Raw genomic sequence first — 21,455 nt, 5'->3', positions numbered from 1 at the left:
CGCGATGCAAGACGTGACCGACACGCTGCCGGGGCCGGCCGATCTGGACTTCGAGGGGTGGGCCTGCCCCGTACCACTGCGGGACGTCCCGTGCGTCGTCATGGGCCACGGTGGCGGCGGCGCGATGTCCGGCGAGCTGATCGAGCACCTGTTCCTGCCCGCGTACGGGGCCGCGGCAGCCGCCGACCTCGGTGACTCGGCCGTCCTGACGGTCGGCTCCGACACCCGTCTCGCCTTCTCCACCGACTCGTTCGTGGTGAAGCCGATGTTCTTCCCGGGCGGGTCGATCGGTGACCTGGCGGTGAACGGTACGGTCAACGACCTGGCCATGTCGGGTGCGACGCCCCTGTACCTGTCGACCGCGTTCATCCTGGCGGAGGGCACCGAGCTGAGCGTCCTCGGCCGGATCGCCCGGGCCGTGGGCCGGGCGGCCGAGTCCGCCGGTGTACAACTGGTCACTGGGGACACCAAGGTCGTGGAGCGCGCCAGCGGTGACGGCGTCTATCTCAACACCTCGGGCATCGGCGTGGTGCCGTCCGGTGTCGACATCCACGTGCGCCGGGCGCGCCCCGGCGACGCGGTGCTCGTCAGCGGCGACATCGGCGTGCACGGTGTGGCGGTGATGAGCTGCCGGGAGGGTCTGGAGTTCGGTACGGCGGTCGAGAGCGACACCGCTCCGCTGCACGGACTGGTCGCCTCCATGCTCGCCACCGGTGCCGACGTCCATGTGCTCCGGGACCCCACGCGCGGGGGTGTCTCCGCGTCGCTGAACGAGATCGCCCGTGCCTCGGAGGTGGGCATCGAGCTGGTCGAACGGCTGCTGCCGGTGCCGGCCACGGTGCGGGACGCGTGCAGCCTGCTCGGGCTCGACCCGCTCCAGGTGGCCAACGAGGGCAAGCTGATCGCGATCGTGCCCGCGGCGGACGCGGACCGGGTGCTGGCCGCGATGCGGGCCCATCCACTGGGCCGGTCGGCGTGCCGGATCGGCAGTTGCGTGCCGGATCACGCCGGGATGGTGGTCGCGAGGACGGGCCTGGGCGGGAGCCGGGTCATCGCGCTGCCGATCGGCGAACAGCTGCCGAGGATCTGCTGAGCGAGCGGCGAGCGACTGCCGACGATCTGCTGACCGAGTGGCGAACGACTGCCGACGATCTGCTGACCGAGTGGCGAACGACTACCGAGGATCTGCTGAGTGAGTGCTGAGGGCGCGCTGCTGTTCGCGCGATACGCCTACCCGCCCAATGAGCTCGGCTACTGCGGGCCCGCCGACGCGGCGGCCCTCCTGCGCCGGGAGGCGACCGCCGACATCGAGCGGCGGGCCCGGCAGTTCGAGGGGGCCTGGTGCTATCTCCAGTTCCTCGCGGAGACGGCCGGGCTCCCGGACCCCCTCGACGTGCGGGTGGTCGAGGCCTACTGGATCGGCAACGAACTGCTGGACCTGGCCGATCCCGCCGCCCTGGTCGAGCGGCTGACGGACCGCTTTCGCGGTCAGCTGGGCGGTACCTGGCGCGAGGCGGCGCAGCGGGCCCTGGCCCACCACAGCTTTCAGGTGTTCGAGGTGTATCCGTGGGCGCCGCTGCTCCGGCCTGACGGGAACCCGACCGCCCTCTCCGTCCTGGACCGGTGCCGCATCCGTACGGGCGTGGTTCTCACGGCCGGCAGCGAGGTGGCGACCGTGCGGTCGCGCCCGCTGGTCTGGGACGGCACGGGGACCGTCGCCGGCGACTGGCAGGAGGAGACCGTGCGCTTCTCGGCCGGCGGGCGGACGCTGATCGACGGCGTCTCCCCCGGTGACCGGGTGGCGCTGCACTGGGACTGGGTGTGCGACGTGCTCACCGATGAGCAGGTCCGGCGCATCGAGTCCTTCGAGGAGCGCACGCGCGCCGGGCTGGGCCTGCTCGTTCCGTAGGACCGGCCCGGTGCGAAAGGCGGCGCCCCTTCAGCTGGTGGTGACCGGAAGGACGTCGGGGGACAGCATGCCCGCCTGCGCGCGGGCGCTGGTCGTCCGGCGGCGGTGGTGGCGACGGCAGAGGACCTCGTAGCCGACTTCGCCCGCCGACCGGTTCACATCACCGACCACGACCTGAGCACCCTCGACGACCATCTCGCCCTCTATCGTCCGCGCGTTGTGCGTGGCACGGGCTCCGCACCAGCACAGGGCCTCGACCTGGAGCTGCTCGACCCGGTCGGCCAGCTCGATCAGCCGCTGCGAACCAGGGAACAGCTTCGTACGGAAGTCCGTCGTGATGCCGAAGGCGAAGACGTCCATCTCCAGGTCGTCCACGGTGCGGGCCAGCTGATCGATCTGGTCCGGAGCCAGGAACTGCGCCTCGTCCACGATCACGTAGTCGACCCTGGCCCCCTTCGACAGCTGATGGACCAGGTACGCGAACAGGTCCATCCCCTCGTCCGCCTCGACCGCATCCGTCACCAGGCCCAGCCGCGACGACAGCTTGCCCTCCCCGGCCCGGTCGTCCCGGGTGAAGATCACACCCTGGAGCCCCCGCGCCGACCGGTTGTGTCCGATCTGGAGCGCCAGGGTGCTCTTCCCGCAGTCCATGGTTCCGGAGAAGAACACAAGCTCGGGCATGAGGGGTGGAGCACCTTTCGGGATGGGCGGGGAGGACGGGGGAACGGGCCGAACACGGCTACGGAGTGTGCGGGACTTTCAAAACACGCCTAGGAGCGTACTTCGAGGAGCGGGACGAGTTGCTCGACGGGGGTCATCGAGCCGTGCATCCCGACCATGGCCGACTCGTGGGGCTCGTTGTCGGAGGCGGTGATCACCACGTCGTCGTGGGCCGCCGCGACCACGTCGCCGATCCGGCCCAGGACCCGTTCGTCGATCCGGGGGCCGAACCAGCCCGCCGCGACGGCCTCGTCCCGGCTCGCCACCCAGAACTGCTCGCCGAGTACCTCGCGCCAGACGGTCAGCACATCGGCCTCGGCGCCCGGGACGGCGTACACATGGCGGGCGCGGCCCTCGCCGCCGAGCAGCGCGACGCCCGCGCGCAGCTCCCAGTCCTCGTCGAAGTCGATCCTGGACTGCTCGTCGAACGGGATGTCGATCATGCCGTGGTCGGCGGTGATGTACAGCGCCGAGCGCGGCGGGAGCTGCTCGGCGAGGCGCCTGGCCAGTCCGTCGACGTGCATCAGCTGGCCGCGCCAGGCGTCGGAGTCGACGCCGTGGCGGTGCCCCATGCCGTCGACCTCGCTGTAGTAGGTGTAGACGAGCGAGCGGTCACCGGCGGCCAGCCGCTCGGCGGCGACGTCCATCCGGTCCTCGCCGGTCAGCCGGCCGAGGAACGAGCCGCCGCTGAGCGCGACCTTGGTGAGCGGGGTCTGCTCGAAGGTGGGTGCGGAGACCTGCGCGGTACGTACTCCGGCCGCGTCGGCGAGCGTGAAGACGGTGGGGTGCGGCTGCCAGACCTTGGGCTGCGTCCAGGGCCTCCAGCGGAGCTGGTTCATCAGCGCGCCGGTCTCGGGATTGCGCACCGTGTACCCGGGAAGACCGTGCTCGCCCGGGGGCAGCCCGGTACCGACCGAGGCCAGCGACGTCGCGGTGGTGGCGGGGAAGCCCGCCGTGATCGGGCGGCCCGTGCCGCCGCGCGAGGTGGGCAGCAGGGAGTGCAGGAAGGGGGCCTCGTCCGGATGGGACCGGATCTGCTCCCAGCCGAGGCCGTCTATCAGGAAGACGCAGTTCCGGTCGGCCGGGGTGAGCTCGGCGATCGCTGCCGTGAAACCGGGGACGCCCTGTCCGGCGACGAGCGTGGGCAGCAGATCGGCGAGCGAGCCGCTGCCGTACTCGGGCACGGGGGCGGTGTCGACAGGCAGCAGTACAGGGTCCTGCCAGGCCGGCTGGACCATCAGCGGCCGGCCTCCGCGGTCGCGGCCGTGGCCTCGGAGAGCGCCTGGGCGAAGGCCAGCGTCTGGCGCACGGTGTCGGGGCCGTCGCCGGCCTCACTGACCCGCAGGCTCAGGTCGTCGGCGGTGGAGCTGCCGGTGTAGCCGTGGTCGGCCTCGCAGTTGGGGTCGCCGCAGGCGGCCGGCTCCAGGTCGATCCGGGAGACCGCGCCCCAGCCGATGGTCAGGACGACCTCGCGGGGCAGCGTGCCGGGAACGTACTTCTCCGGGTTGGCCACGACGCGGCTGACCACGACCGAGGAGATCCGGTCGAGCTTGACCGACTCGGTGGAGGTGGTGGCGTAGGGCGTCGGGGAGCTGGTGTCGGCGTTCTGCTCGTCGGTGTGGCTGACGACGAAACGGGTGTCCGTGAGCACCAGGACCGTGACGTGCCGGCGCACCTCGTTGGAGTCGAAGGTGGTCTCCTGGTGCACCAGGTAAGAAGCGACCGGCTCACCGCCCACGGCGGCCTCCACCGCCTCGGCCACGAGGGCCGGGTAGTAGCCGCTGCGCTCGATCGCCGCGCGCAGCCCCTGGGTCGTCGTACCGGTCTTAGCCATAAGGACCATCCTACGGGGGGCGGATGGCTGCCGGGGACGTCATGCCCGCCCCGTGGCCGGCAGCACCCGGAGCGGCGCGGGTCAGTAGTTGGAGAGGCGGCGCGGGCCGAGGTCCGTACGGGGCGGGGGCGGCGCGAGCCGGACGCTCGCACCGAGGACGGTCAGCCCCTGGGTGGCGACCACGACCGGTTCCAGGGCGATGGAGACCACCTCGGGGTGGTCGTCGACCAGCAGGGAGACCCGAAGCAGCAGTTCTTCCAGCGCCGCGGTGTCCACGGGCGCGGAGCCGCGCCAGCCGAAGAGGACCGGAGCGGCCCGGATCGAGCGGATCAGCTCGGCGGCATCCCGGTCGGTGGCCGGAACCAGACGATGGGCGATGTCGCCGAGGAGCTCGGAGGGCGCACCCGCCAGGCCGAAGGAGAGGACGGCGCCCGCGGCCGGGTCGATCGTGGCCCGTACGACGGTGTCGACACCGCGGGGGGCCATGGCCTGCACGACGGGCCGGAGCTCGGCGGGCTTGCCGAGGAGGTCGACCAGTTCCCCGTACGCGCGGCGCAGCGCGGACTCGGTCGCGAGGTCCAGCCGGACACCGCCCAGGTCGGCGCGGTGGCGCAGGTGGGGTGCGGTGGTCTTCAGCGCCACCGGGTAGCCGAGCCGCGCGGCAGCGGCGACAGCCGCCTCCGCGTCGGGGGCGGGCAGCGTCGACCGGACGGTGATGCCGTAGCAGGCCAGGAGCTCGCCGGCCTCGTCGTGCGACAGGGGCCTGCCACGCGGGTCGGGGTCCTTGCCGAGCAGCGCGTCGATACGGGCTGCCGCGCCCGCCTCGTCGATGGTGTCGTCGAGGAACTCGGGCACCTTGCCGGGTACCGCGGCCTGGCGTCGCCACTGGGCGTACTTCACGGCTTCGGCGAGCGCCCGGACGGCGCGCTCGGCGGCGGGGTAGGCGGGGATCCGGCCGATGGCGCGGGCGGTTGCGGGTGCGGTGTCGGGGTCGGCTGCGCGGGCGCCGTCGGAGGCGGCTGCGGGGGCGGTGTCTGTTCCGCCGGGGGACGCGTGCGTCACCGGCGGCTGGGTGGTGGGGGTGCCCGAGGCGTGTCCCGGTGCCTGGACGCCGGGTGACGCCTGGGCCGGGCGCTGCTGGGTGACCGTGCTGGTGGCGGCGGCCAGGGCCTCCGCGAGGCCGCCGATCTCCACATGGACGACGGCCACCGGTTTGGCCGGCCCGGCGGCGGCAGCCGTGTGCAGGGCGGTGGCCAGTACCTCGCCGTCGCCCGCCTCCGCCCGGCCGTCCTCGCCCACCCACGGGATCGCCGTCACGATCACCGCGTCGCAGCCCTCGTCGGCCAGCGCCTCGGCCAGCGCGTCTCGGAAGTCCTGCGGAGTGGCGGCGGTGGTGAGGTCGCGCGGCGGACGCGGGCGCAGCCCCTCGGCCAGGCAGGCGTCGTACGTGAGCAGGCCGAGGGACTCGGAGTTGCCGAGGATCGCGACGCGTCCGCCCGCCGGGAGCGGCTGGTCGGCGAGGAGCAGGCCCGCGTCGACCATCTCCGTCACCGTGTCGACGCGGATCACGCCCGCCTGTCGCATCAACGCGGAGACCGTGGCGTCCGGGATCCGGCTGATGGGTACGGCGTGGCCCGGCGGGGTGGATCCGCTGTGCCGGGCCCCCTTCACCACGACCACCGGCTTCACGGCGGCGGTACGCCGGGCGAGGCGGGTGAACTTGCGGGGGTTGCCGAGCGATTCGAGGTACAGCAGGGCGACATCGGTGTCCGGGTCCTCGTACCAGTACTGGAGGAAGTCGTTGCCGGAGATGTCGGCGCGGTTTCCGGCCGAGATGAAGGTGGAGAGCCCGGCGCCGCGCCGGTAGAGCCCGGAGAGCAGCGCGATGCCGATCGCGCCGGACTGGGTGAACAGGCCGATGCGCCCGGAGGCGGGCCGTTCCGGTGCCAGGGAGGCGTTCAGCCGCACCGCTTCGGAGTTGTTGATGACGCCGAAGGCGTTCGGGCCGACGATCCGCATGCCGTACGAGCGGGCCTGGCGCACCAGTTCGCGCTGCCGCTCGCGGCCCTCGGCACCCCACTCGGCGTATCCGGCGGAGAGGACGACCAGGCCCTGGACTCCGTGTTCCCCGCAGTCCGCGACGGCCTCGGGCACCCGCTCGGCGGGTACGGCGACGACGGCGAGGTCGACGGGTTCGCCGATCTCGCCGAGGGAACGGTGGGCGGGCACCCCGTCGATGGTGGCCCGGTCGGCGGCGAAGGCGCGGTTCACGGCGTAGGTGCGGCCGGTGAAGCCCGCGCCCAGGAGGTTGCGCAGGACCGTACGCCCGACCCCGCCGGGGGTGCGGCCGACGCCGATGACGGCGACGGAGCCCGGGGCGAGCAGCCGCTGCACGGACCGCGCCTCGGCACGCTGCTCCCGGCCGCGCTGGACGGCGAGCGACTCGGCGGTCGGTTCGAGGTCCAGGGTGAGGTGGACGGAGCCGTCCTCGAAGCTGCGCTGCTGGGTGTAGCCGGCATCCCGGAACACCTTGATCATCTTGTTGTTGGCCGGCAGTACCTCGGCGGCGAACCGCCGGATGCCGCGCTCGCGGGCGACGGCCGCGATGTGTTCGAGCAGGGCCGAGGCGACTCCGCGGCCCTGATGCGCGTCCTGGACGAGGAAGGCGACCTCGGCCTCGTCCGCCGGGGCCGTTGCCGGCCTGCCCCGGGCGTCGATCCGGTCGTAGCGGACGGTGGCGATGAACTCGCCTCCCACCGTGACGGCGAGTCCCACCCGGTCGACGTAGTCGTGATGGGTGAAGCGGTGGACGTCCTTGGCGGAGAGCCGCGGGTAGGGGGCGAAGAACCGGTAGTACTTCGACTCGGGCGAGACCTGCTCGTAGAAGCTGACCAGCCGTTCGGCATCGTCCGTGGTGATCGGCCTGATCCGCGCGGTGCCGCCGTCGCGGAGCACCACGTCCGCCTCCCAGTGGTCGGGGTAGGCGTGATGCGGACTCTGCTCCGGAGAGGGCTCCATGGGCAAAGCGTACGGCTCTGTCAGCGGTCGCGTGGGGGCCGGGGCCGGGGCAGTCTGGGGGGGCCGATCGACGGTACGGGACGGGCCTCGGGTCGGCCGGAGCATTGCGCACTGCATGAGAGACTGGTCTAGACAACCATTGATTCGTGAAGGGCAGAACCATGGCTGAGCGCCGCGTCAACGTCGGTTGGGCCGAGGGCCTGCACGCCCGCCCCGCATCCATCTTCGTCCGTGCCGCCACGGCCTCCGGTATCCCCGTGACCATCGCCAAGGCCGACGGCAGCCCGGTGAACGCCGCGTCCATGCTCGCGGTGCTCGGGCTCGGCGCCCAGGGCGGCGAGGAGATCGTCCTCGCGTCCCCGGCCGACGATTCCGAAGCCGCCCTGGACCGCCTGTCCAAGCTGGTCGCCGAGGGGCTCGACGAGCTCCCGGAGACCGTCTGATCCCGTTCGGTCCCGCGGTCACGACCGCCGGATTCCAGCGCCTGAGCCGCGGCACCCCCGACCGGGAGCCGCGGCTCTTTCGTTGGCCCAGAAATCCCTTCCGTGGGGCCGGGAGCTTATTCCACTGCCCAGGAAACTCTTCCTCCTGCCCGGGCCGTCTTTCGCTTGCGCAGGAATTCGCCCCTTCGGGACGGACCGACCGGAAGAATGCGGAGCAGTGAAATCAGCGCCCTGCCGAATGCCCGCTCCTTGTATACGCCCTCATTGTTAATGACGGCCGCTCGGGGTGTTTACGGCATGTTGCGAAGCCCTCACCCGCCCGGCGCGGGGGACCGTGCCGGCACCCGGTCGGCCCGGGCGGCGCAGCCGGTACGCCGCGGTGGCCCGCTCGGCGTGCTGGGCGGCCAGCACCCGCGCCCGTTCCGCGTCGCCGCGCGCCACGGCGTCCACGATGGCCCCGTGCTCGGCCCAGGAATCGGCCGGCCGGGCCGGCTGGTCGACCGCGTACATCCAGGCGACCTTGTGCCGGAGCTGGGTGAGCAACGCGATCAGGCCGGGGCTGCCGGAGGCCTGAGCCAGGGTCTCGTGGAACCAGCCGCCCAGTGAGCGCAGGTCCTCGCCCTCACCGCGGCGGGCCCGCTCCTGGCCCAGCCTGACCAGGCCGCGCAGCACCTTGAGGTGGGCATCGGTGCGACGCCGGGCGGCGCGGGCCGCACCGAGCGGCTCCAGCAGCATCCGGACCTCCAGGAGGTCGGCGGCCTCCTGCTCGTCGGGCTCGGCGACGCAGGCCCCGGCGTGCCTGCGGGTGACCACGAAACCCTCGGACTCCAGGGTGCGCAGCGCTTCACGCACCGGGACGCGGGAAACCCCGTAACGGCGTGCGAGCACCTCCTCGGTGAGTCGGCTGCCGCGTTCGAAGACACCGGAGACGATGTCGTCACGGATTGCCGTGCATACCGAATGCGCCGGAATGCGCATGTCCGAACCTCCGCCTTAATCCCCGCGAAACGCGGCCGATCGACGCCTGTCCCGTGACTCTATTGCAGTGCGCTCGTATTTCCGATGCCGGGCGGAAATTCATGAATATCTTCTGGTCACCGGCGGGTTCGGAACGGCCCGCATCCCGGCCCGGTGGCCGGGTACGACGCAGGCCCCGGCGTGCCGGGGCCTGCGTCGAGGTTCTTCGCGTCGGTCAGACGGTGACGCCGTGGGCGCGCAGGTACGCGAGCGGGTCCATGTCGGAGCCGTACGACGGCGTGGTCCGGGCCTCGAAGTGGAGGTGCGGTCCGGTGGAGTTGCCGGTGGAGCCGGAGAGGCCGATCCGCTGCCCCTGGCCGACGCTCTGGCCGACGGAGACACCGATCGAGGAGAGGTGGCCGTACTGCGTGTACGTGCCGTCCGTCATCCGGAGCACGATGTTGTTGCCGTACGCGCCGCCCCAGCCCGCCTCGACGACCGTACCGGCGCCGACGGCGACGACGGAGCTGCCGGACACGGCGTGGAAGTCGATGCCGGAGTGGCTGCCGGAGGACCAGAGGGAGCCGCCGGTCTTGTAGCCGGTGCTCACGTACGAACCGGCGACGGGGAGTTGGAAGGTGCCCAGCCGGGCGCGCTCGGCGGAGCGGGCGGCACGCGCCTCGGCCTCGCGGGCTTCCATGGCTCGGGCGGCGGCCCTGGCCTCGGCGTCGGCCTTCTTCTTCGCTTCGGCCTTGGCGTTTGCCTCGGCTTCCGCCTTCGCCTTCGCCGCCGCGGCGATGTCGGCCTGGCGCTGCTGAGCATCGGCCTGCGCGTGGATCCGGTCGGCGAGGGCGCCCTCGATGGCGATGACCTGGGAGAGGCCGGTCTCGGCGGCGGCGGGGGTCTCGGTGTCCGCGGCAAGGGCCGGGGAGGCCATGGAACCGATGACGCCGGTGGTCGCCAGGGTCGCGATGCCGACGGCCTTCGCGCCGCGGCGCGTCAGACGGCTCGGGGCACGGTGCTTCCCCGTGGCACGGGTGAACGCCATGAAGTGGCTGGTCCTTTCCTTCCTTCTCGCCTACCGGGTTAGCTGACGGGTTCGGAGCAGGAAGGTCTCCTACGGATCCCCCGGCCTCGCAGAGGCATGGGCATCCGATTCACCCCAGGGACTGCGTGGGTCCCCGGCTCCCCGGGCTCGCGCCTGACGGGGACTCGGCGATGACTGTCCGGTACGTCACGGATGCGGCATACGAGTGACGGACAGCCGAGCCGACGCTAGACGGAGGCACTTCCCCACACCAAACGGACAGGCGGTTTTGTAGCACATCCCACAGGGCAGACAGGCAACCTCCCCGCCAAAGCGGGACAAAAAGGGAAGGTCCCGGCAGTCAGCGATCTGCCAGGACCTTCCCTTTGCCCCGCTTTCGGGGAGAGTGACCGATCAGCCGGTGACGACCGAGACCTCTCCGATACCGAGAGCCCTGACGGGCTCCTCGATCCGCGCGGCGTCCCCGACGAGGACCGTGACCAGCCTGTCCCCCGGGAAGGCGCTGACCACGGCAGCCGTCGCCTCCACCGTGCCGGTGTCGGCGAGGCGCGCGTAGAGCTGCGCCTGGTAGTCGTCCGGGAGGTGCTGCTCGACCTGGTCGGCGAGGGTGCTCGCGACAGAAGCAGCCGTCTCGAACTTCAGCGGTGCGACGCCCACGAGGTTCTGCACGGCCGTCTCGCGCTCGGCGTCCGTCAGGCCCTCCGCGGCCAGGGTCCGCAGCACCTTCCACAGGTCGTCCAGCGCCGGGCCGGTGGACTCCGTGTCCACCGAGCCGCTGATGGCGAGCATCGCGGCGCCCGTCGCCCCCGAGGCGGAGCCGGGAGCCGTGGAGCGCAGCACCTGGGCGAAGGCGCGTACGCCGTAGGTGTAGCCCTTCTCCTCGCGCAGCACCCGGTCGAGCCGGGAGGTGAGCGTCCCGCCCAGGCAGTACGTGCCGAGCACCTGGGCCGGCCAGACGCTGTCGTGCCGGTCGGCGCCGATCCGGCCGATCAGCAGCTGCGTCTGCACCGCTCCGGGGCGGTCCACGATCACCACGCGGCCGGTGTCGTCGGCGGTGATCGGCGGGACCGGACGGGACTCGGCCGTGTTGCCCGACCAGTCGCCGACGGTGTCGGCGAGCAGGGCGTCCAGGTCGATGCCGGTGAGGTCACCGACGACCACGGCCGTCGCGGTGGACGGCCGGACGTGGGCGTCGTAGAAGGCACGCACGGCCGCGGAGTCGATGCGCTCCACGGTCGCCTCGGTGCCCTGGCGGGGGCGTGACATGCGGGCCGTGGCCGGGAAGAGCTCCTTGGAGAGCTGCTTGGCGGCGCGGCGGGCGGGGTTCGCCTGCTCGTGCGGGATCTCGTCGAGCCGGTTGTTCACCAGCCGCTCGATCTCGCTGTCGGCGAAGGCCGGCGCCCGCAGGGCCTCGGCGACCAGGCCGAGCGCCTTGGCCAGCCGGGAGGCGGGAACCTCCAGGGAGACCCGGACGCCGGGGTGGTCGGCATGGGCGTCAAGGGTGGCGCCGCACCGCTCCAGCTCGGCGGCGAACTCCTCGGCGCTGTGCTTGTCGGTGCCCTCGGACAGGGCGCGCGACATGATCGTGGCCACCCCGTCCAGGCCCTCGGGCTCGGCCTCCAGCGGGGCTTCGAGGAAGATCTCGACGGCGACGACCTGCTGGCCGGGGCGGTGGCAGCGCAGCACCGTGAGGCCGTTGGGCAGGGCGCCGCGCTCGGGTGCGGGGAAGGCCCAGGGCCTGGCCACTCCGGGAGCGGGCTGCGGGTGGTACTCCATCGAAACTCCAGTCGCGGCAGCGTCGGTCACTTGTCCGCCCCTTCGTGCGCGTCGGTGTCGTTGGCGGCGCCGGCTTCCGCCTCTTCGGCGGGCTCCACCGACTCGACCGGCTCATAGACCAGCACCGCCCTGTTGTCGGGCCGCAGCTGGGCCCTGGCGGCGGCCTTGACCTCCTCGGCGGTGACGTCGAGCACCCGGTGCACGGCGGTCAGCGCGAGCTGCGGGTCACCGAACAGCACGGCGAACCGGCACAGTTCATCGGCGCGGCCCGCGACGGTACCGAGCCGGTCCAGCCACTCGCGCTCCAACTGTGCCTGGGCGCGCTCCATTTCCTCGGGCGAGGGGCCCTCCTCGGCGAACCGGGCGAGCTCCTCGTCGACCGCGGCCTCGATCTGCGCCACCTCGACACCGCCGGACGTCTTGACGTCCAGCCAGCCGAGCGAGGGCGCACCGGCAAGCCGCAGCAGCCCGAATCCGGCGGCGACGGCCGTCCGGTCGCGGCGGACCAGGCGGTTGTGCAGCCGCGACGACTCGCCGCCGCCCAGCACGGTCAGCGCGAGATCCGCGGCGTCGCACTCACGGGTGCCGTCGTGCGGCAGCCGGTAGGCGGCCATCAGCGCACGCGCCGGGACCTCCTCCCGGACCTCCTCGCGCAGCTCACCGCCGATGACCTCGGGCAGCGCGCCGTCCCGCGGCGGCAGCTTGCCGTCGTGCGACGGGATGGTGCCGAAGTACTTCTCGATCCAGGCGAGCGTCTGCTCGGGGTCGATGTCGCCGACGACCGAGAGCACCGCGTTGTTGGGCGCGTAGTACGTACGGAAGAAGGCCCGTGCGTCCTCGAGCGTCGCGGCGTCCAGGTCGGCCATCGAGCCGATCGGGGTGTGGTGGTACGGGTGGCCCTCCGGGTAGGCGAGGGCGGTCAGCCTCTCGAACGCGGTGCCGTACGGGACGTTGTCGTAGCGCTGGCGGCGCTCGTTCTTGACGACGTCGCGCTGGTTCTCCATGGACTCCTCGTCGAGCTCGGCGAGCAGCGAGCCCATCCGGTCGGCCTCGAGCCACAGAGCCAGCTCCAGCTGGTGCGTGGGCATCGTCTCGAAGTAGTTCGTCCGCTCGAAGCTGGTGGTGCCGTTGAGGGAGCCGCCGGCGCCCTGCACCAGCTCGAAGTGTCCGTTCCCCTTGACCTGGCCCGAGCCCTGGAACATCAGGTGCTCGAAGAGGTGAGCCAGACCGGTGCGTCCCTTGACCTCGTGGCGCGAGCCGACGTCGTACCAGAGGCACACCGCGGCGACCGGGGTCAGATGGTCCTCGGAGAGCACCACGCGCAGGCCGTTGGCCAGACGGTGCTCGGTCGCTGTCAAGCCGCCGGAGCCGGCCTGGGCTGTGGCCGTGTGACCCATGGGCATGTACGTCCCTTCGATCGCGATACTGGATGTGATGCGAGACCTGCCACTGTAAGCAAGCGCACCGACACCTGGCGAAGTACCCGTGCCGCGCACGTCACCGGAAAGGAGCGTCCCGACCCCCTCGGGACGGGTGGAGAACCCCCTTTGGGACGGGTCGAGGTCGGAGTTGTCAGTGCGGCGGTCCACAATGGTCCGCATCAGACCCTGAGGTTGCCCGAACAGAATCCGTGAAGGAGTCGCAGCCGCGATGGCCCGCCGCAGCACGAAGACCCCGCCGCCGGACGACTTCGAGGAGAAGATCCTCGACATCGACGTCGTCGACGAAATGCAGGGCTCCTTCCTTGAGTACGCGTACTCGGTGATCTACTCACGGGCCCTGCCGGACGCCCGTGACGGCTTGAAGCCGGTGCACCGTCGCATCGTGTACCAGATGAACGAGATGGGCCTGCGCCCGGACCGCGGCTATGTGAAGTGCGCCCGCGTCGTCGGCGAGGTCATGGGTAAGCTGCACCCGCACGGGGACGCGTCGATCTACGACGCGCTGGTGCGGATGGCACAGCCGTTCTCCATGCGGCTCCCCCTCGTCGACGGACACGGAAACTTCGGCTCGCTCGGCAACGACGACCCGCCGGCCGCCATGCGGTACACCGAGTGCCGGATGGCCGACGCGACGTCGTTGATGACGGAGTCGATCGACGAGGAAACCGTCGCCTTCCAGTCGAATTACGACGGCCAGGAGCAGGAGCCGGTCGTCCTCCCGGCCGCCTATCCGAACCTCCTGGTCAACGGCACGACCGGGATCGCCGTCGGCATGGCGACCAACATGCCGCCGCACAACCTGGGCGAGGTCATTGCCGCCGCCCGCCACCTGATCAAGCATCCGGGCGCGGACCTGGAGACCCTGATGCGGTTCGTCCCCGGTCCCGACCTGCCGACCGGTGGCCGGATCGTGGGCCTCGGCGGCATCAAGGACGCCTACGCGAAAGGCCGCGGCTCGTTCAAGATCCGCGCCACCGTCGCGGTGGAGAACGTCACTCCGCGCCGCAAGGGGCTGGTCGTCACCGAACTGCCCTTCAGCGTCGGTCCGGAGAAGGTGATCGCCAAGATCAAGGACCTGGTCTCGGCGAAGAAGCTCCAGGGCATCGCGGACGTCAAGGACCTCACCGACCGTTCGCACGGACTGCGCCTGGTCATCGAGGTCAAGAACGGCTTCGTGCCGGAGGCCGTGCTGGAGCAGCTCTACAAGCTGACGCCGATGGAGGAGTCCTTCGGCATCAACAATGTGGCGCTGGTCGACGGACAGCCGCTCACCCTGGGCCTCAAGGAACTCCTGGAGGTCTATCTCGACCACCGCTTCGACGTGGTGCGCCGGCGCAGCGAGTTCCGCCGGACCAAGCGCCGCAACCGACTGCACCTGGTCGAGGGGCTGCTCGTCGCGCTGATCGACATCGACGAGGTCATCCGGCTCATCCGGTCCAGCGACAACTCGGCGCAGGCGAAGGACCGGCTCATCGAGCACTTCTCGCTGAGCGAGATCCAGACGCAGTACATCCTGGACACCCCGCTGCGCCGGCTCACCCGGTTCGACCGGATCGAGCTGGAGAGCGAGCGGGACCGGCTCAACGCCGAGATCGACGAGCTGACCGCGATCCTCGAATCGGACACCGAGCTGCGCAAGCTCGTATCCACGGAACTGGCCGCGGTCGCCAAGAAGTTCGGCACCGACCGGCGTACGGTGCTGCTGGAGTCGGCCGGTTCGCAGGTCGCGGCGGTTCCGCTGGAGGTCGCGGACGACCCGTGCCGGGTGCTGCTGTCCTCGACCGGTCTGCTGGCCCGTACCGCCAACGGTGACCCGATCGTGTTCCAGGAGGACGCCAAGCGCGCCAAGCACGATGTGATCGTGTCGGCCGTTCCGGCCACGGCACGTGGCGATGTCGGCGTGGTGACCTCGATGGGGCGGCTGATGCGGCTCTCCGTGATCGACCTGCCGCAGCTGCCGGACACCCACGCGGCGCCCAACCTCTCGGGCGGCGCGATGGTCGCCGAGTTCCTCACTCTGGACGCGGACGAGGAGGTCGTCTGCCTCACCACGCTCGACGAGTCCTCACCGGGGCTGGCGATCGGCACCCTGCAGGGCGTCGTGAAGCGCGTGGTGCCCGAATATCCGGCCAACAAGGACGAGCTGGAGGTCATCACCCTCAAGGACGGTGACCGGATCGTCGGCGCGGTGGAACTGCGTACCGGCGAGGAGGACCTGGTCTTCATCACCTCGGACGCGCAGCTGCTGCGCTACCCGGCGGGGCAGGTGCGCCCCCAGGGCCGTCCGGCCGGCGGTATGGCGGGCGTGAAGCTCACGGAGGGCGCGGAGGTGCTCTCGTTCGCCGCGGTGGATCCGGCCGCGGACGCCGTGGTGTTCACGGTCGCCGGTTCGCACGGCACGCTGGACGACTCCGTGCTGACGTGCAAGCTCACCCCGTTCGACCAGTACCCGCGCAAGGGCCGGGCCACGGGTGGGGTGCGCTGTCAGCGGTTCCTCAAGGGCGAGGACCTGCTGGTGTTCGCCTGGGCGGGCCCGACACCCGCCCGCGCCGCGCAGAAGAACGGCACACCGGCCACGCTGCCCGAGCCCGACCCGCGGCGCGACGGTTCGGGGACGCCGTTGGAGTCGCCGGTCGCGGTGATCGCCGGCCCGTTGTAGCTGGACCGTTGTAGCGGGACCGGCCCGGTCCGGGGCGCTATGCGTCGTCGCCGGGCTGCTGTACATACCGCAGGACGCCCCACATGCTTCGTTCATGTGGGGCGTCCTGCGCTGTGTCCGGTGCCGTGTCCGCCGGCGCCGTGTCCCCCGGTGCTGCTTCCCCCGGCCGCGGGGCGGTCTCCCGGCAGTCCGCCAGCTCCTTGTGCAGGGCCTCGGCGTCGATGCCCGAGCCGATCAGCACCAGCCTGGTCAGCCGTGGTTCGCCACGTGTCCAGGGCCGCGGGGCGAACCGCAGGAACCTGCCGACGGCGTGCAGCGCGTACGTGTTGTCCCGGTCTCCCCCGCCGAAGTCGACGTACCCCTTGATCCGGTAGAGGCCCTCCGGCCGGGAGTCCAGGAACTCCATCAGCCGACGGGGGCTCATGGGCACGTCGGAGGTGAAGTCGAGGCTCTCGTAAGCCGCGTGCAGATGGTCCCCGTGCTCCTCGCCGGCCGCCGCCCGTTCCTCCAGGTACAGGTCCTCGAAGGTGAGCTGTCGCGCCTTCTCCTCGCTGTCGGGCCGCAGCGCCGGATCGAAGAGCAGCTCGGGGTCGATGCGTCCGTATGCGGCGGGGATGACGGCCGCCGCGCTGCCGGTGGCCGCGACGGCCTCCCGGATGCGCAGCCGGTCGGCGTCCCCGGCCCGGTCCGTCTTGTTCAGCACGACGAGGTCGGCGACGGCGAGATGGCGGTCGATCTCCGGGTGACGTTCCCGGGTGGTGGCGAACTCCGCCGCGTCGACCACCTCGACCAGTCCCCCGTACACGATGTGCGGGTTGTCGCTGGCCAGCAGCATCCGTACGAGCTCCTGGGGTTCGGCGAGTCCGCTCGCCTCGATGACGATCACATCGAGACGGGTGGCGGGCCGGGTCAGGGTCTCCAGGTAGGTGTCCAGCTCGCTCACGTCGACCGCGCAGCACAGACAGCCGCCGCCGAGTGAGACCGTCGAGCCGACCTGTCCGGACACGGTCATGGCGTCGATCTCGATGGCCCCGAAGTCGTTGACGATCACGCCGATCCGGGTTCCCGCGCGGTGGCGCAGCAGATGGTTGAGCAGCGTCGTCTTGCCGGATCCCAGGAATCCTGCGAGGACGATGACCGGGATCTGCCGGCTGCGGGGCGGGGACGACGGGTTCAACAGGGGCCTTCCGGGGGACGTCAGGCGGCCGGGACCGGCTGCGGCGGAGGCGGGCCGACATAGCGGGCCGCCGGGCGGATGATCTTGGAGTCCTCCGCCTGTTCCAGGATATTGGCGCTCCATCCGACCACTCGCGCCGCGCAGAACGTCGGCGTGAACATCTCGCGCGGCAGCCCGCACAGTTCCATGACCACTCCGGCGTAGAACTCCACGTTGGTGTGCAGTTCGCGCCCCGGCTTGAGCTCGGCGAGGATCGCCTCGACCTGCCGTTCCACCTCGACGGCGAAGTCGACGAGCGGTCCGCCGAAGCCCTGGGCGATGCCACGCAGCATGCGCGAGCGCGGGTCCTCGGTGCGGTAGACCGGGTGCCCGAAGCCCATGATCCGGTCTCCGGCGAGCACCCGCTCACGGATCCACCCGTCGATGCGGTCGGGGGTCCCGATGGCGTCCAGGGTGTCGAGGGCCCGGCTGGGCGCACCGCCGTGCAGCGGTCCGGAGAGCGCGCCGACGGCCGCCACCAGGCATGCGGCGATGTCCGCGCCGGTGGAGGCGACGACCCTGCCGGTGAAGGTCGAGGCGTTGAAACCGTGGTCGATGGTGGAGATCAGATACTGCTCGACGGCCCTGACCCGAGCGGCTTCCGGCACGGAACCGGTGAGCATGTAGAGGTAGTTGGCCGCGTACGGCAGGTCGTCACGCGGCTCCACCGGCTCGAGTCCCTGACCGAGCCGGTGCAGGGCGGTGAGCACGGTGGGGACCGCGGCGCAGACGGTCAGCGCGTCGTCGCGGCGCCGGCCCGCGTCGATGTCGTACACGGGACGGAATCCCGCCGATGCGCCGAGCAGCGAGAGCGCGGTGCGCAGCCCTGCGAGCGGGCCTGATACCGCTCCCGCGCGGGCTATGGCGGGCAGCGCGTCACGCACCTCCGCGGGCAGCCTGCGCAGTGTGGCGGTGCGGGCCGCGAAGTCGGCGCGGGCGGCCTGACCGGGCAGTTCGCCCTCGGTCATCAGGTACCAGGCGTCCTCGAAGCTGCGGGTTTGCGCCAGTTCGATCGCCGAGTACTGCCGGTAGTGGTAGAAGCCCTCGCGGCCGCGGACATCACCGAGGGCCGTGTCGGTGACGACGACACCCGCGAGGCCTCGGGGGACGTCGAGCGGTGTTCCGCCGGTCATGGTGGTCATTGCTTCCTCCGTAGACATCTGCGTGGCCATTCCGGTGACGCCGGGCATCCCTGTGACGCTTGCATTCCCGTGGTGCCGCCCGGCATCCGGATGACACTTGACATTGATTCGACTGTCCATGCTTGACTTAAGATCTGTCAATGTTGATTGAATCAATATGGATACGGTGAGCGGCATGACGGATCAAGCAGACCCGGGTTCCCGTTCGGAGCCCACGGCGCATCGGCTCACCACCCGGGAGACGGCCGAGCGCCTGGGCGTGAAGCCCGAAACGGTGTACGCGTACGTGAGCCGGGGCCAGCTGAGCAGCAACCGCGCGCCCGGCGGGCGGGGCAGCACGTTCGACGCGGCGGAGGTCGAGGCCCTGGCACGGCGTACGGGCCGCAGGGAGCCCGCTCCTCCTGCCGGTGATCTCGCCTTCCGGACCGGCATCACGCTCATCGAGAGCGACCGCTACTACTTCCGGGGCGTGGACGCCACGGAACTGGCCCGGCGCCATACGTACGAGGAGGTCGCCGAATGGCTCTGGACCGGTGAGCTGCGGACGGGGATGCGCTTCGCGGCGCCTGCCGAAGCGCTGGCCGCGGCCCGCCGGACAGGCGGCGCACTGCCGGCGCACTGCGGTTCGACGGACCGGTTGCGGGTCGCGGTCGTCGCCGCGGCTGCCGCCGATCCGCTGCGTTTCGACCTGTCGCGCGAGGCGGTGCTGGGAGGCGCCCGGAGCCTGATCCCCACCCTGGTGTCCGCGCTCCCGATGGTGGGCGGGGCACCTGCGGCGCCCTCCGGGACGCTCGCCCCAAAGGGCGCGGACGGCGGCATCGCCGACGCCGGTCTGGCACGTCAGCTGTGGCCGAAGCTCACCGCCCGCCCTGCCGACGAGGCGTCACTCGACGTGCTGGACACCGCCCTGGGGCTGCTGATCGACCACGATCTGGCCGCCTCCACCCTGGCGGCCCGGGTCGCGGCCTCGGCCCGGGCGCACCCGTACGCGGTGGTCTCGGCGGGGCTGGGGGTCCTGGAGGGGCCGCTGCACGGCGCGGCCAGCGGCCTGGCGCACCGGATGCTGGCGGAGGCCCTGGAGCGGGGCGGCGCGGCACCGGTGGTCGCGGACCATCTCCGTACCGGACGCCGGGTTCCGGGGCTCGGCCACCGGCTCTACACCGCCGAGGACCCACGGGCCACCACGCTGTTCGCCCTGCTCGCGAAGGTCCCGCACGCGGCGTCGGCGCTGGCCGCGGCCCGCGATGTGGTCACCACGACCACGCGTCACGCCCCGTTGCACGCGAACGTCGATCTCGCGCTCGCCGTGCTGTCGGTCTCCTCGGGCATGGCCCCGGAGGCGGGCGAGACCGTGTTCGCGATCTCCCGTACGACGGGCTGGATCGCGCACGCCCTGGAGGAGTACGGGGAACGCCCGCTGCGAATGCGCCCCACCGGTCAGTACAACGGGCCGCGGCCGCCTCAGCCGCTGCCCGTCACCATGGGGACACTATTGCAATAGACGGTTCATGTGGTGCAAATTAACGACGGTCAGCGGGAAACATTGCGCGGAGGCTGGGCCGTGGAGCCGCGCACCACCAATTCGGGCTCGAAGAGCAGCTCGTCGGACGGCACGGTGCGCCCTCCGATCTGCACACACAGCAGCTCGACGGCTGCACGGCCCATGGCCTCGATCGGCTGACGGACAGTGGTCAGGGGCGGCTCGGTGCAGTTCATGAACGCCGAGTCGTCGTACCCGACGACGGAGACGTCGGCGGGCACCGAGAGACCGCGGCGGCGCGCCGCACGCACCGCTCCCAGAGCCAGCACGTCACTGGCGCAGATGAACCCCGTGACCCCTTCGTCCAGCAGCCGCATGGCGGCCGCCTGACCGCCCTCCAGCGAGTACATCGCCCGCGCCACCCACTCGTCGGGGATGGTCGTGCCGGACTCCTCGGCGAGCACCCGGGCGGCGGCCAGTTTGCGCTGCGAGGGCATGTGGTCCGAAGGGCCGAGCACCAGGCCGATGCGCTCGTGACCCAGCGAGACCAGATGGCGCCAGGCCTGCTCGACGGCGACGGAATCATCACAGGAGACGCCCGGGAAACCGAGATGGTCGATGGCCGCGTTGATCAGGACGACGGGGATCTTACGGTCGGCGAGCACCCTGTAGTGGTCGTGCGGGGCATCGGCCTGGGCGTAGAGACCACCGGCGAAGACGACGCCCGAGACCTGCTGCTGGAGGAGCAGCTCGACGTAGTCCGCCTCCGAGACGCCCCCCTTGGTCTGGGTGCACAGCACGGGGGTCAGCCCCTGCTGGGCGAGCGCGCCGCCGACCACCTCGGCGAAGGCGGGGAAGATGGGGTTCTGCAGCTCGGGCAGGACCAGGCCGACCAGCCTGGCCCGCTCGCCGCGCAACTGGGTCGGGCGCTCGTATCCGAGGACGTCCAGCGCGGACAGGACGGCCTGCCGCGTGGCGTCGGAGACTCCCGGCTTGCCGTTGAGTACCCGGCTGACCGTGGCCTCACTGACCCCAACCTTCTGTGCCACCTGAGCAAGTCGTCGCGTCATGCACGCAAGATTAGCGCAAGAAGCGCAAGCGGATTGCGTTGAGTTGAAAATGAGACGAATCTCCGAAAGCACCGGAATGCCCTCTACTGCCTTCGCGCTGCCGCCTCCGCGATGAGCGCCCCATCGCCCCCGCAGGGAAGCCGCGTCGGTTCGGCCGGCCTCAGCGGGTCTTCTCGCAGGTAGTGCTGATGCAGCATGCCATCGCCACCGGCGTCACCGTACTCGCCAACGGCCTCTTTCTGGCACCCCTCGGCGCAGAACTCGACGACCGGGCGATGAGCCGGGCGCCGACCATCGCACAGAGCGCGGCCTCACAGCCGGAGATGGCCGCAATCACTGGTCGCCATGGACCCGGCTCCACTCGCTCCTGTGCAGTCCGCGGCAGCAAGGAGGCCATGCGCCAGGGCGCCCTGCAGCGCCCGCGCCGAAACCGTTCACGTACGCGAGCACCTGGTGAAGGGTGAGAGCCCGTTCACGTACGCGGGCACCTGGTGAAGCCCGTTCACGTACGCGGGCCTTCGCACCAAGCGGGGAGGCGTATGCCTCCCCGCTGCACACGACGGAGAGCGATGGCAGGACCGGGCTCCCGGAACACCGCTGAATCTGGGCACCTTGTACCGCGAACGTGAGGGGCGAGCCCGAGGTGCGTGCCCACTCCACCGCACCCGAGACGCGTCCGCACGCCGGAGGCGGCGACGTCCGGCGGGGCCTGACCACAGCTCCCCAGGCACCAGGTGCCCG

At 71.4% G+C, this 21,455-nt stretch carries 16 protein-coding genes and 1 riboswitch; of the genes, 5 read left to right on the top strand and 11 right to left on the bottom strand.

Going from position 1 to position 21,455, the window contains the following annotated elements; translation table 11 throughout:
* The first annotated feature begins 4 nt into the window (after nucleotides 1-4).
* Both hypE and FHX80_RS23405 read left to right on the top strand, forming a co-directional pair.
* Nucleotides 5-1,093: a hydrogenase expression/formation protein HypE gene (gene hypE / locus FHX80_RS23410; RefSeq protein ID WP_145766001.1), complete on the top strand. Its 1,089-nt coding sequence runs from the start codon at nucleotides 5-7 to the stop codon at nucleotides 1,091-1,093.
* A gap of 99 nt (nucleotides 1,094-1,192) precedes the next feature.
* A complete protein-coding gene (locus FHX80_RS23405) occupies nucleotides 1,193-1,909 on the top strand; it encodes a DUF6390 family protein (protein ID WP_145766000.1) in 717 nt (238 codons plus the stop codon).
* 30 nt (nucleotides 1,910-1,939) lie between these two features.
* On the opposite strand, the gene FHX80_RS23400 is transcribed toward FHX80_RS23405, so the two are convergent.
* From FHX80_RS23400 to FHX80_RS23385, 4 genes are all read right to left on the bottom strand, one after another.
* Nucleotides 1,940-2,590, bottom strand: coding sequence for a thymidine kinase (locus tag FHX80_RS23400; protein ID WP_145765999.1), 651 nt, complete (start codon nucleotides 2,588-2,590; stop codon nucleotides 1,940-1,942).
* 89 nt (nucleotides 2,591-2,679) lie between these two features.
* On the bottom strand, nucleotides 2,680-3,867 hold the full coding sequence (locus FHX80_RS23395; protein ID WP_145765998.1) for an alkaline phosphatase family protein: 1,188 nt from the start codon (nucleotides 3,865-3,867) through the stop codon (nucleotides 2,680-2,682).
* Nucleotides 3,867-4,463 (bottom strand): DUF5998 family protein, encoded by a 597-nt coding sequence (locus FHX80_RS23390; RefSeq protein ID WP_145765997.1) that lies wholly within the window; start codon nucleotides 4,461-4,463, stop codon nucleotides 3,867-3,869. The genes FHX80_RS23395 and FHX80_RS23390 overlap by 1 nt, the downstream gene beginning before the upstream one ends.
* Nucleotides 4,464-4,544: 81 nt before the next feature.
* The gene (locus FHX80_RS23385) at nucleotides 4,545-7,481 is read right to left on the bottom strand and encodes a bifunctional acetate--CoA ligase family protein/GNAT family N-acetyltransferase (protein WP_145765996.1); all 2,937 of its coding nucleotides are present in this window, start codon (nucleotides 7,479-7,481) and stop codon (nucleotides 4,545-4,547) included.
* Nucleotides 7,482-7,642: 161 nt separating this feature from the next.
* On the opposite strand from FHX80_RS23385, the gene FHX80_RS23380 reads away from it, so the two are divergent.
* Nucleotides 7,643-7,924, top strand: coding sequence for an HPr family phosphocarrier protein (locus FHX80_RS23380; protein ID WP_145765995.1), 282 nt, complete (start codon nucleotides 7,643-7,645; stop codon nucleotides 7,922-7,924).
* A gap of 267 nt (nucleotides 7,925-8,191) precedes the next feature.
* Here FHX80_RS23380 and FHX80_RS23375 read toward each other — a convergent pair whose 3' ends face one another.
* The 4 genes from FHX80_RS23375 to FHX80_RS23360 all read right to left on the bottom strand — a co-directional run bounded on the left by FHX80_RS23375 (nucleotide 8,192) and on the right by FHX80_RS23360 (nucleotide 13,108).
* A complete protein-coding gene (locus FHX80_RS23375; protein WP_145765994.1) occupies nucleotides 8,192-8,902 on the bottom strand; it encodes a GntR family transcriptional regulator in 711 nt (236 codons plus the stop codon).
* Between the two features lie 214 nt (nucleotides 8,903-9,116).
* Nucleotides 9,117-9,929, bottom strand: a complete 813-nt coding sequence (locus tag FHX80_RS23370; RefSeq protein ID WP_145765993.1) for a M23 family metallopeptidase — start codon at nucleotides 9,927-9,929, stop codon at nucleotides 9,117-9,119.
* Between the two features lie 13 nt (nucleotides 9,930-9,942).
* A riboswitch (cyclic di-AMP (ydaO/yuaA leader) is annotated at nucleotides 9,943-10,109 on the bottom strand.
* 213 nt (nucleotides 10,110-10,322) lie between these two features.
* The gene (locus tag FHX80_RS23365; RefSeq protein WP_145767452.1) at nucleotides 10,323-11,705 is read right to left on the bottom strand and encodes a M16 family metallopeptidase; all 1,383 of its coding nucleotides are present in this window, start codon (nucleotides 11,703-11,705) and stop codon (nucleotides 10,323-10,325) included.
* A 26-nt stretch (nucleotides 11,706-11,731) separates the two neighbouring features.
* On the bottom strand, nucleotides 11,732-13,108 hold the full coding sequence (locus FHX80_RS23360) for a M16 family metallopeptidase (RefSeq protein WP_208764710.1): 1,377 nt from the start codon (nucleotides 13,106-13,108) through the stop codon (nucleotides 11,732-11,734).
* Between the two features lie 247 nt (nucleotides 13,109-13,355).
* Here FHX80_RS23360 and FHX80_RS23355 point away from each other — a divergent pair, with 247 nt between their 5' ends.
* Entirely contained in the window at nucleotides 13,356-15,806 is a 2,451-nt protein-coding gene (locus FHX80_RS23355) for a DNA gyrase/topoisomerase IV subunit A (RefSeq protein ID WP_145765992.1), read from the top strand.
* A gap of 37 nt (nucleotides 15,807-15,843) precedes the next feature.
* Here the strand turns inward: FHX80_RS23355 and FHX80_RS23350 are convergent, their stop codons facing one another.
* Nucleotides 15,844-16,983, bottom strand: coding sequence for a CobW family GTP-binding protein (locus tag FHX80_RS23350; RefSeq protein ID WP_244318388.1), 1,140 nt, complete (start codon nucleotides 16,981-16,983; stop codon nucleotides 15,844-15,846).
* 20 nt (nucleotides 16,984-17,003) lie between these two features.
* On the bottom strand, nucleotides 17,004-18,164 hold the full coding sequence (locus FHX80_RS23345) for a citrate synthase/methylcitrate synthase (protein ID WP_145765990.1): 1,161 nt from the start codon (nucleotides 18,162-18,164) through the stop codon (nucleotides 17,004-17,006).
* A 175-nt stretch (nucleotides 18,165-18,339) separates the two neighbouring features.
* Here FHX80_RS23345 and FHX80_RS23340 point away from each other — a divergent pair, with 175 nt between their 5' ends.
* The gene (locus tag FHX80_RS23340) at nucleotides 18,340-19,665 is read left to right on the top strand and encodes a citrate synthase (RefSeq protein ID WP_145765989.1); all 1,326 of its coding nucleotides are present in this window, start codon (nucleotides 18,340-18,342) and stop codon (nucleotides 19,663-19,665) included.
* 29 nt (nucleotides 19,666-19,694) lie between these two features.
* Here the strand turns inward: FHX80_RS23340 and FHX80_RS23335 are convergent, their stop codons facing one another.
* The gene (locus FHX80_RS23335) at nucleotides 19,695-20,714 is read right to left on the bottom strand and encodes a LacI family DNA-binding transcriptional regulator (protein WP_145765988.1); all 1,020 of its coding nucleotides are present in this window, start codon (nucleotides 20,712-20,714) and stop codon (nucleotides 19,695-19,697) included.
* Between the last annotated feature and the right edge of the window lie 741 nt (nucleotides 20,715-21,455).

Source organism: Streptomyces brevispora (assembly GCF_007829885.1).
Taxonomy (GTDB): domain Bacteria; phylum Actinomycetota; class Actinomycetes; order Streptomycetales; family Streptomycetaceae; genus Streptomyces; species Streptomyces brevispora.
This window is presented reverse-complemented; position numbering and strand designations above follow the sequence as displayed.

Coding starts and splice junctions, on each gene's coding strand:
- hypE (WP_145766001.1), top strand. CDS start 5: ATGCAAGACGTGACCGACACGCTGCCGGGGCCGGCCGATCTGGACTTC.
- FHX80_RS23400 (WP_145765999.1), bottom strand. CDS start 2,590: ATGCCCGAGCTTGTGTTCTTCTCCGGAACCATGGACTGCGGGAAGAGC.
- FHX80_RS23395 (WP_145765998.1), bottom strand. CDS start 3,867: ATGGTCCAGCCGGCCTGGCAGGACCCTGTACTGCTGCCTGTCGACACC.
- FHX80_RS23390 (WP_145765997.1), bottom strand. CDS start 4,463: ATGGCTAAGACCGGTACGACGACCCAGGGGCTGCGCGCGGCGATCGAG.
- FHX80_RS23385 (WP_145765996.1), bottom strand. CDS start 7,481: ATGGAGCCCTCTCCGGAGCAGAGTCCGCATCACGCCTACCCCGACCAC.
- FHX80_RS23380 (WP_145765995.1), top strand. CDS start 7,643: ATGGCTGAGCGCCGCGTCAACGTCGGTTGGGCCGAGGGCCTGCACGCC.
- FHX80_RS23375 (WP_145765994.1), bottom strand. CDS start 8,902: ATGCGCATTCCGGCGCATTCGGTATGCACGGCAATCCGTGACGACATC.
- FHX80_RS23370 (WP_145765993.1), bottom strand. CDS start 9,929: ATGGCGTTCACCCGTGCCACGGGGAAGCACCGTGCCCCGAGCCGTCTG.
- FHX80_RS23365 (WP_145767452.1), bottom strand. CDS start 11,705: ATGGAGTACCACCCGCAGCCCGCTCCCGGAGTGGCCAGGCCCTGGGCC.
- FHX80_RS23360 (WP_208764710.1), bottom strand. CDS start 13,108: ATGCCCATGGGTCACACGGCCACAGCCCAGGCCGGCTCCGGCGGCTTG.
- FHX80_RS23355 (WP_145765992.1), top strand. CDS start 13,356: ATGGCCCGCCGCAGCACGAAGACCCCGCCGCCGGACGACTTCGAGGAG.
- FHX80_RS23345 (WP_145765990.1), bottom strand. CDS start 18,164: ATGACCACCATGACCGGCGGAACACCGCTCGACGTCCCCCGAGGCCTC.
- FHX80_RS23340 (WP_145765989.1), top strand. CDS start 18,340: ATGACGGATCAAGCAGACCCGGGTTCCCGTTCGGAGCCCACGGCGCAT.
- FHX80_RS23335 (WP_145765988.1), bottom strand. CDS start 20,714: ATGACGCGACGACTTGCTCAGGTGGCACAGAAGGTTGGGGTCAGTGAG.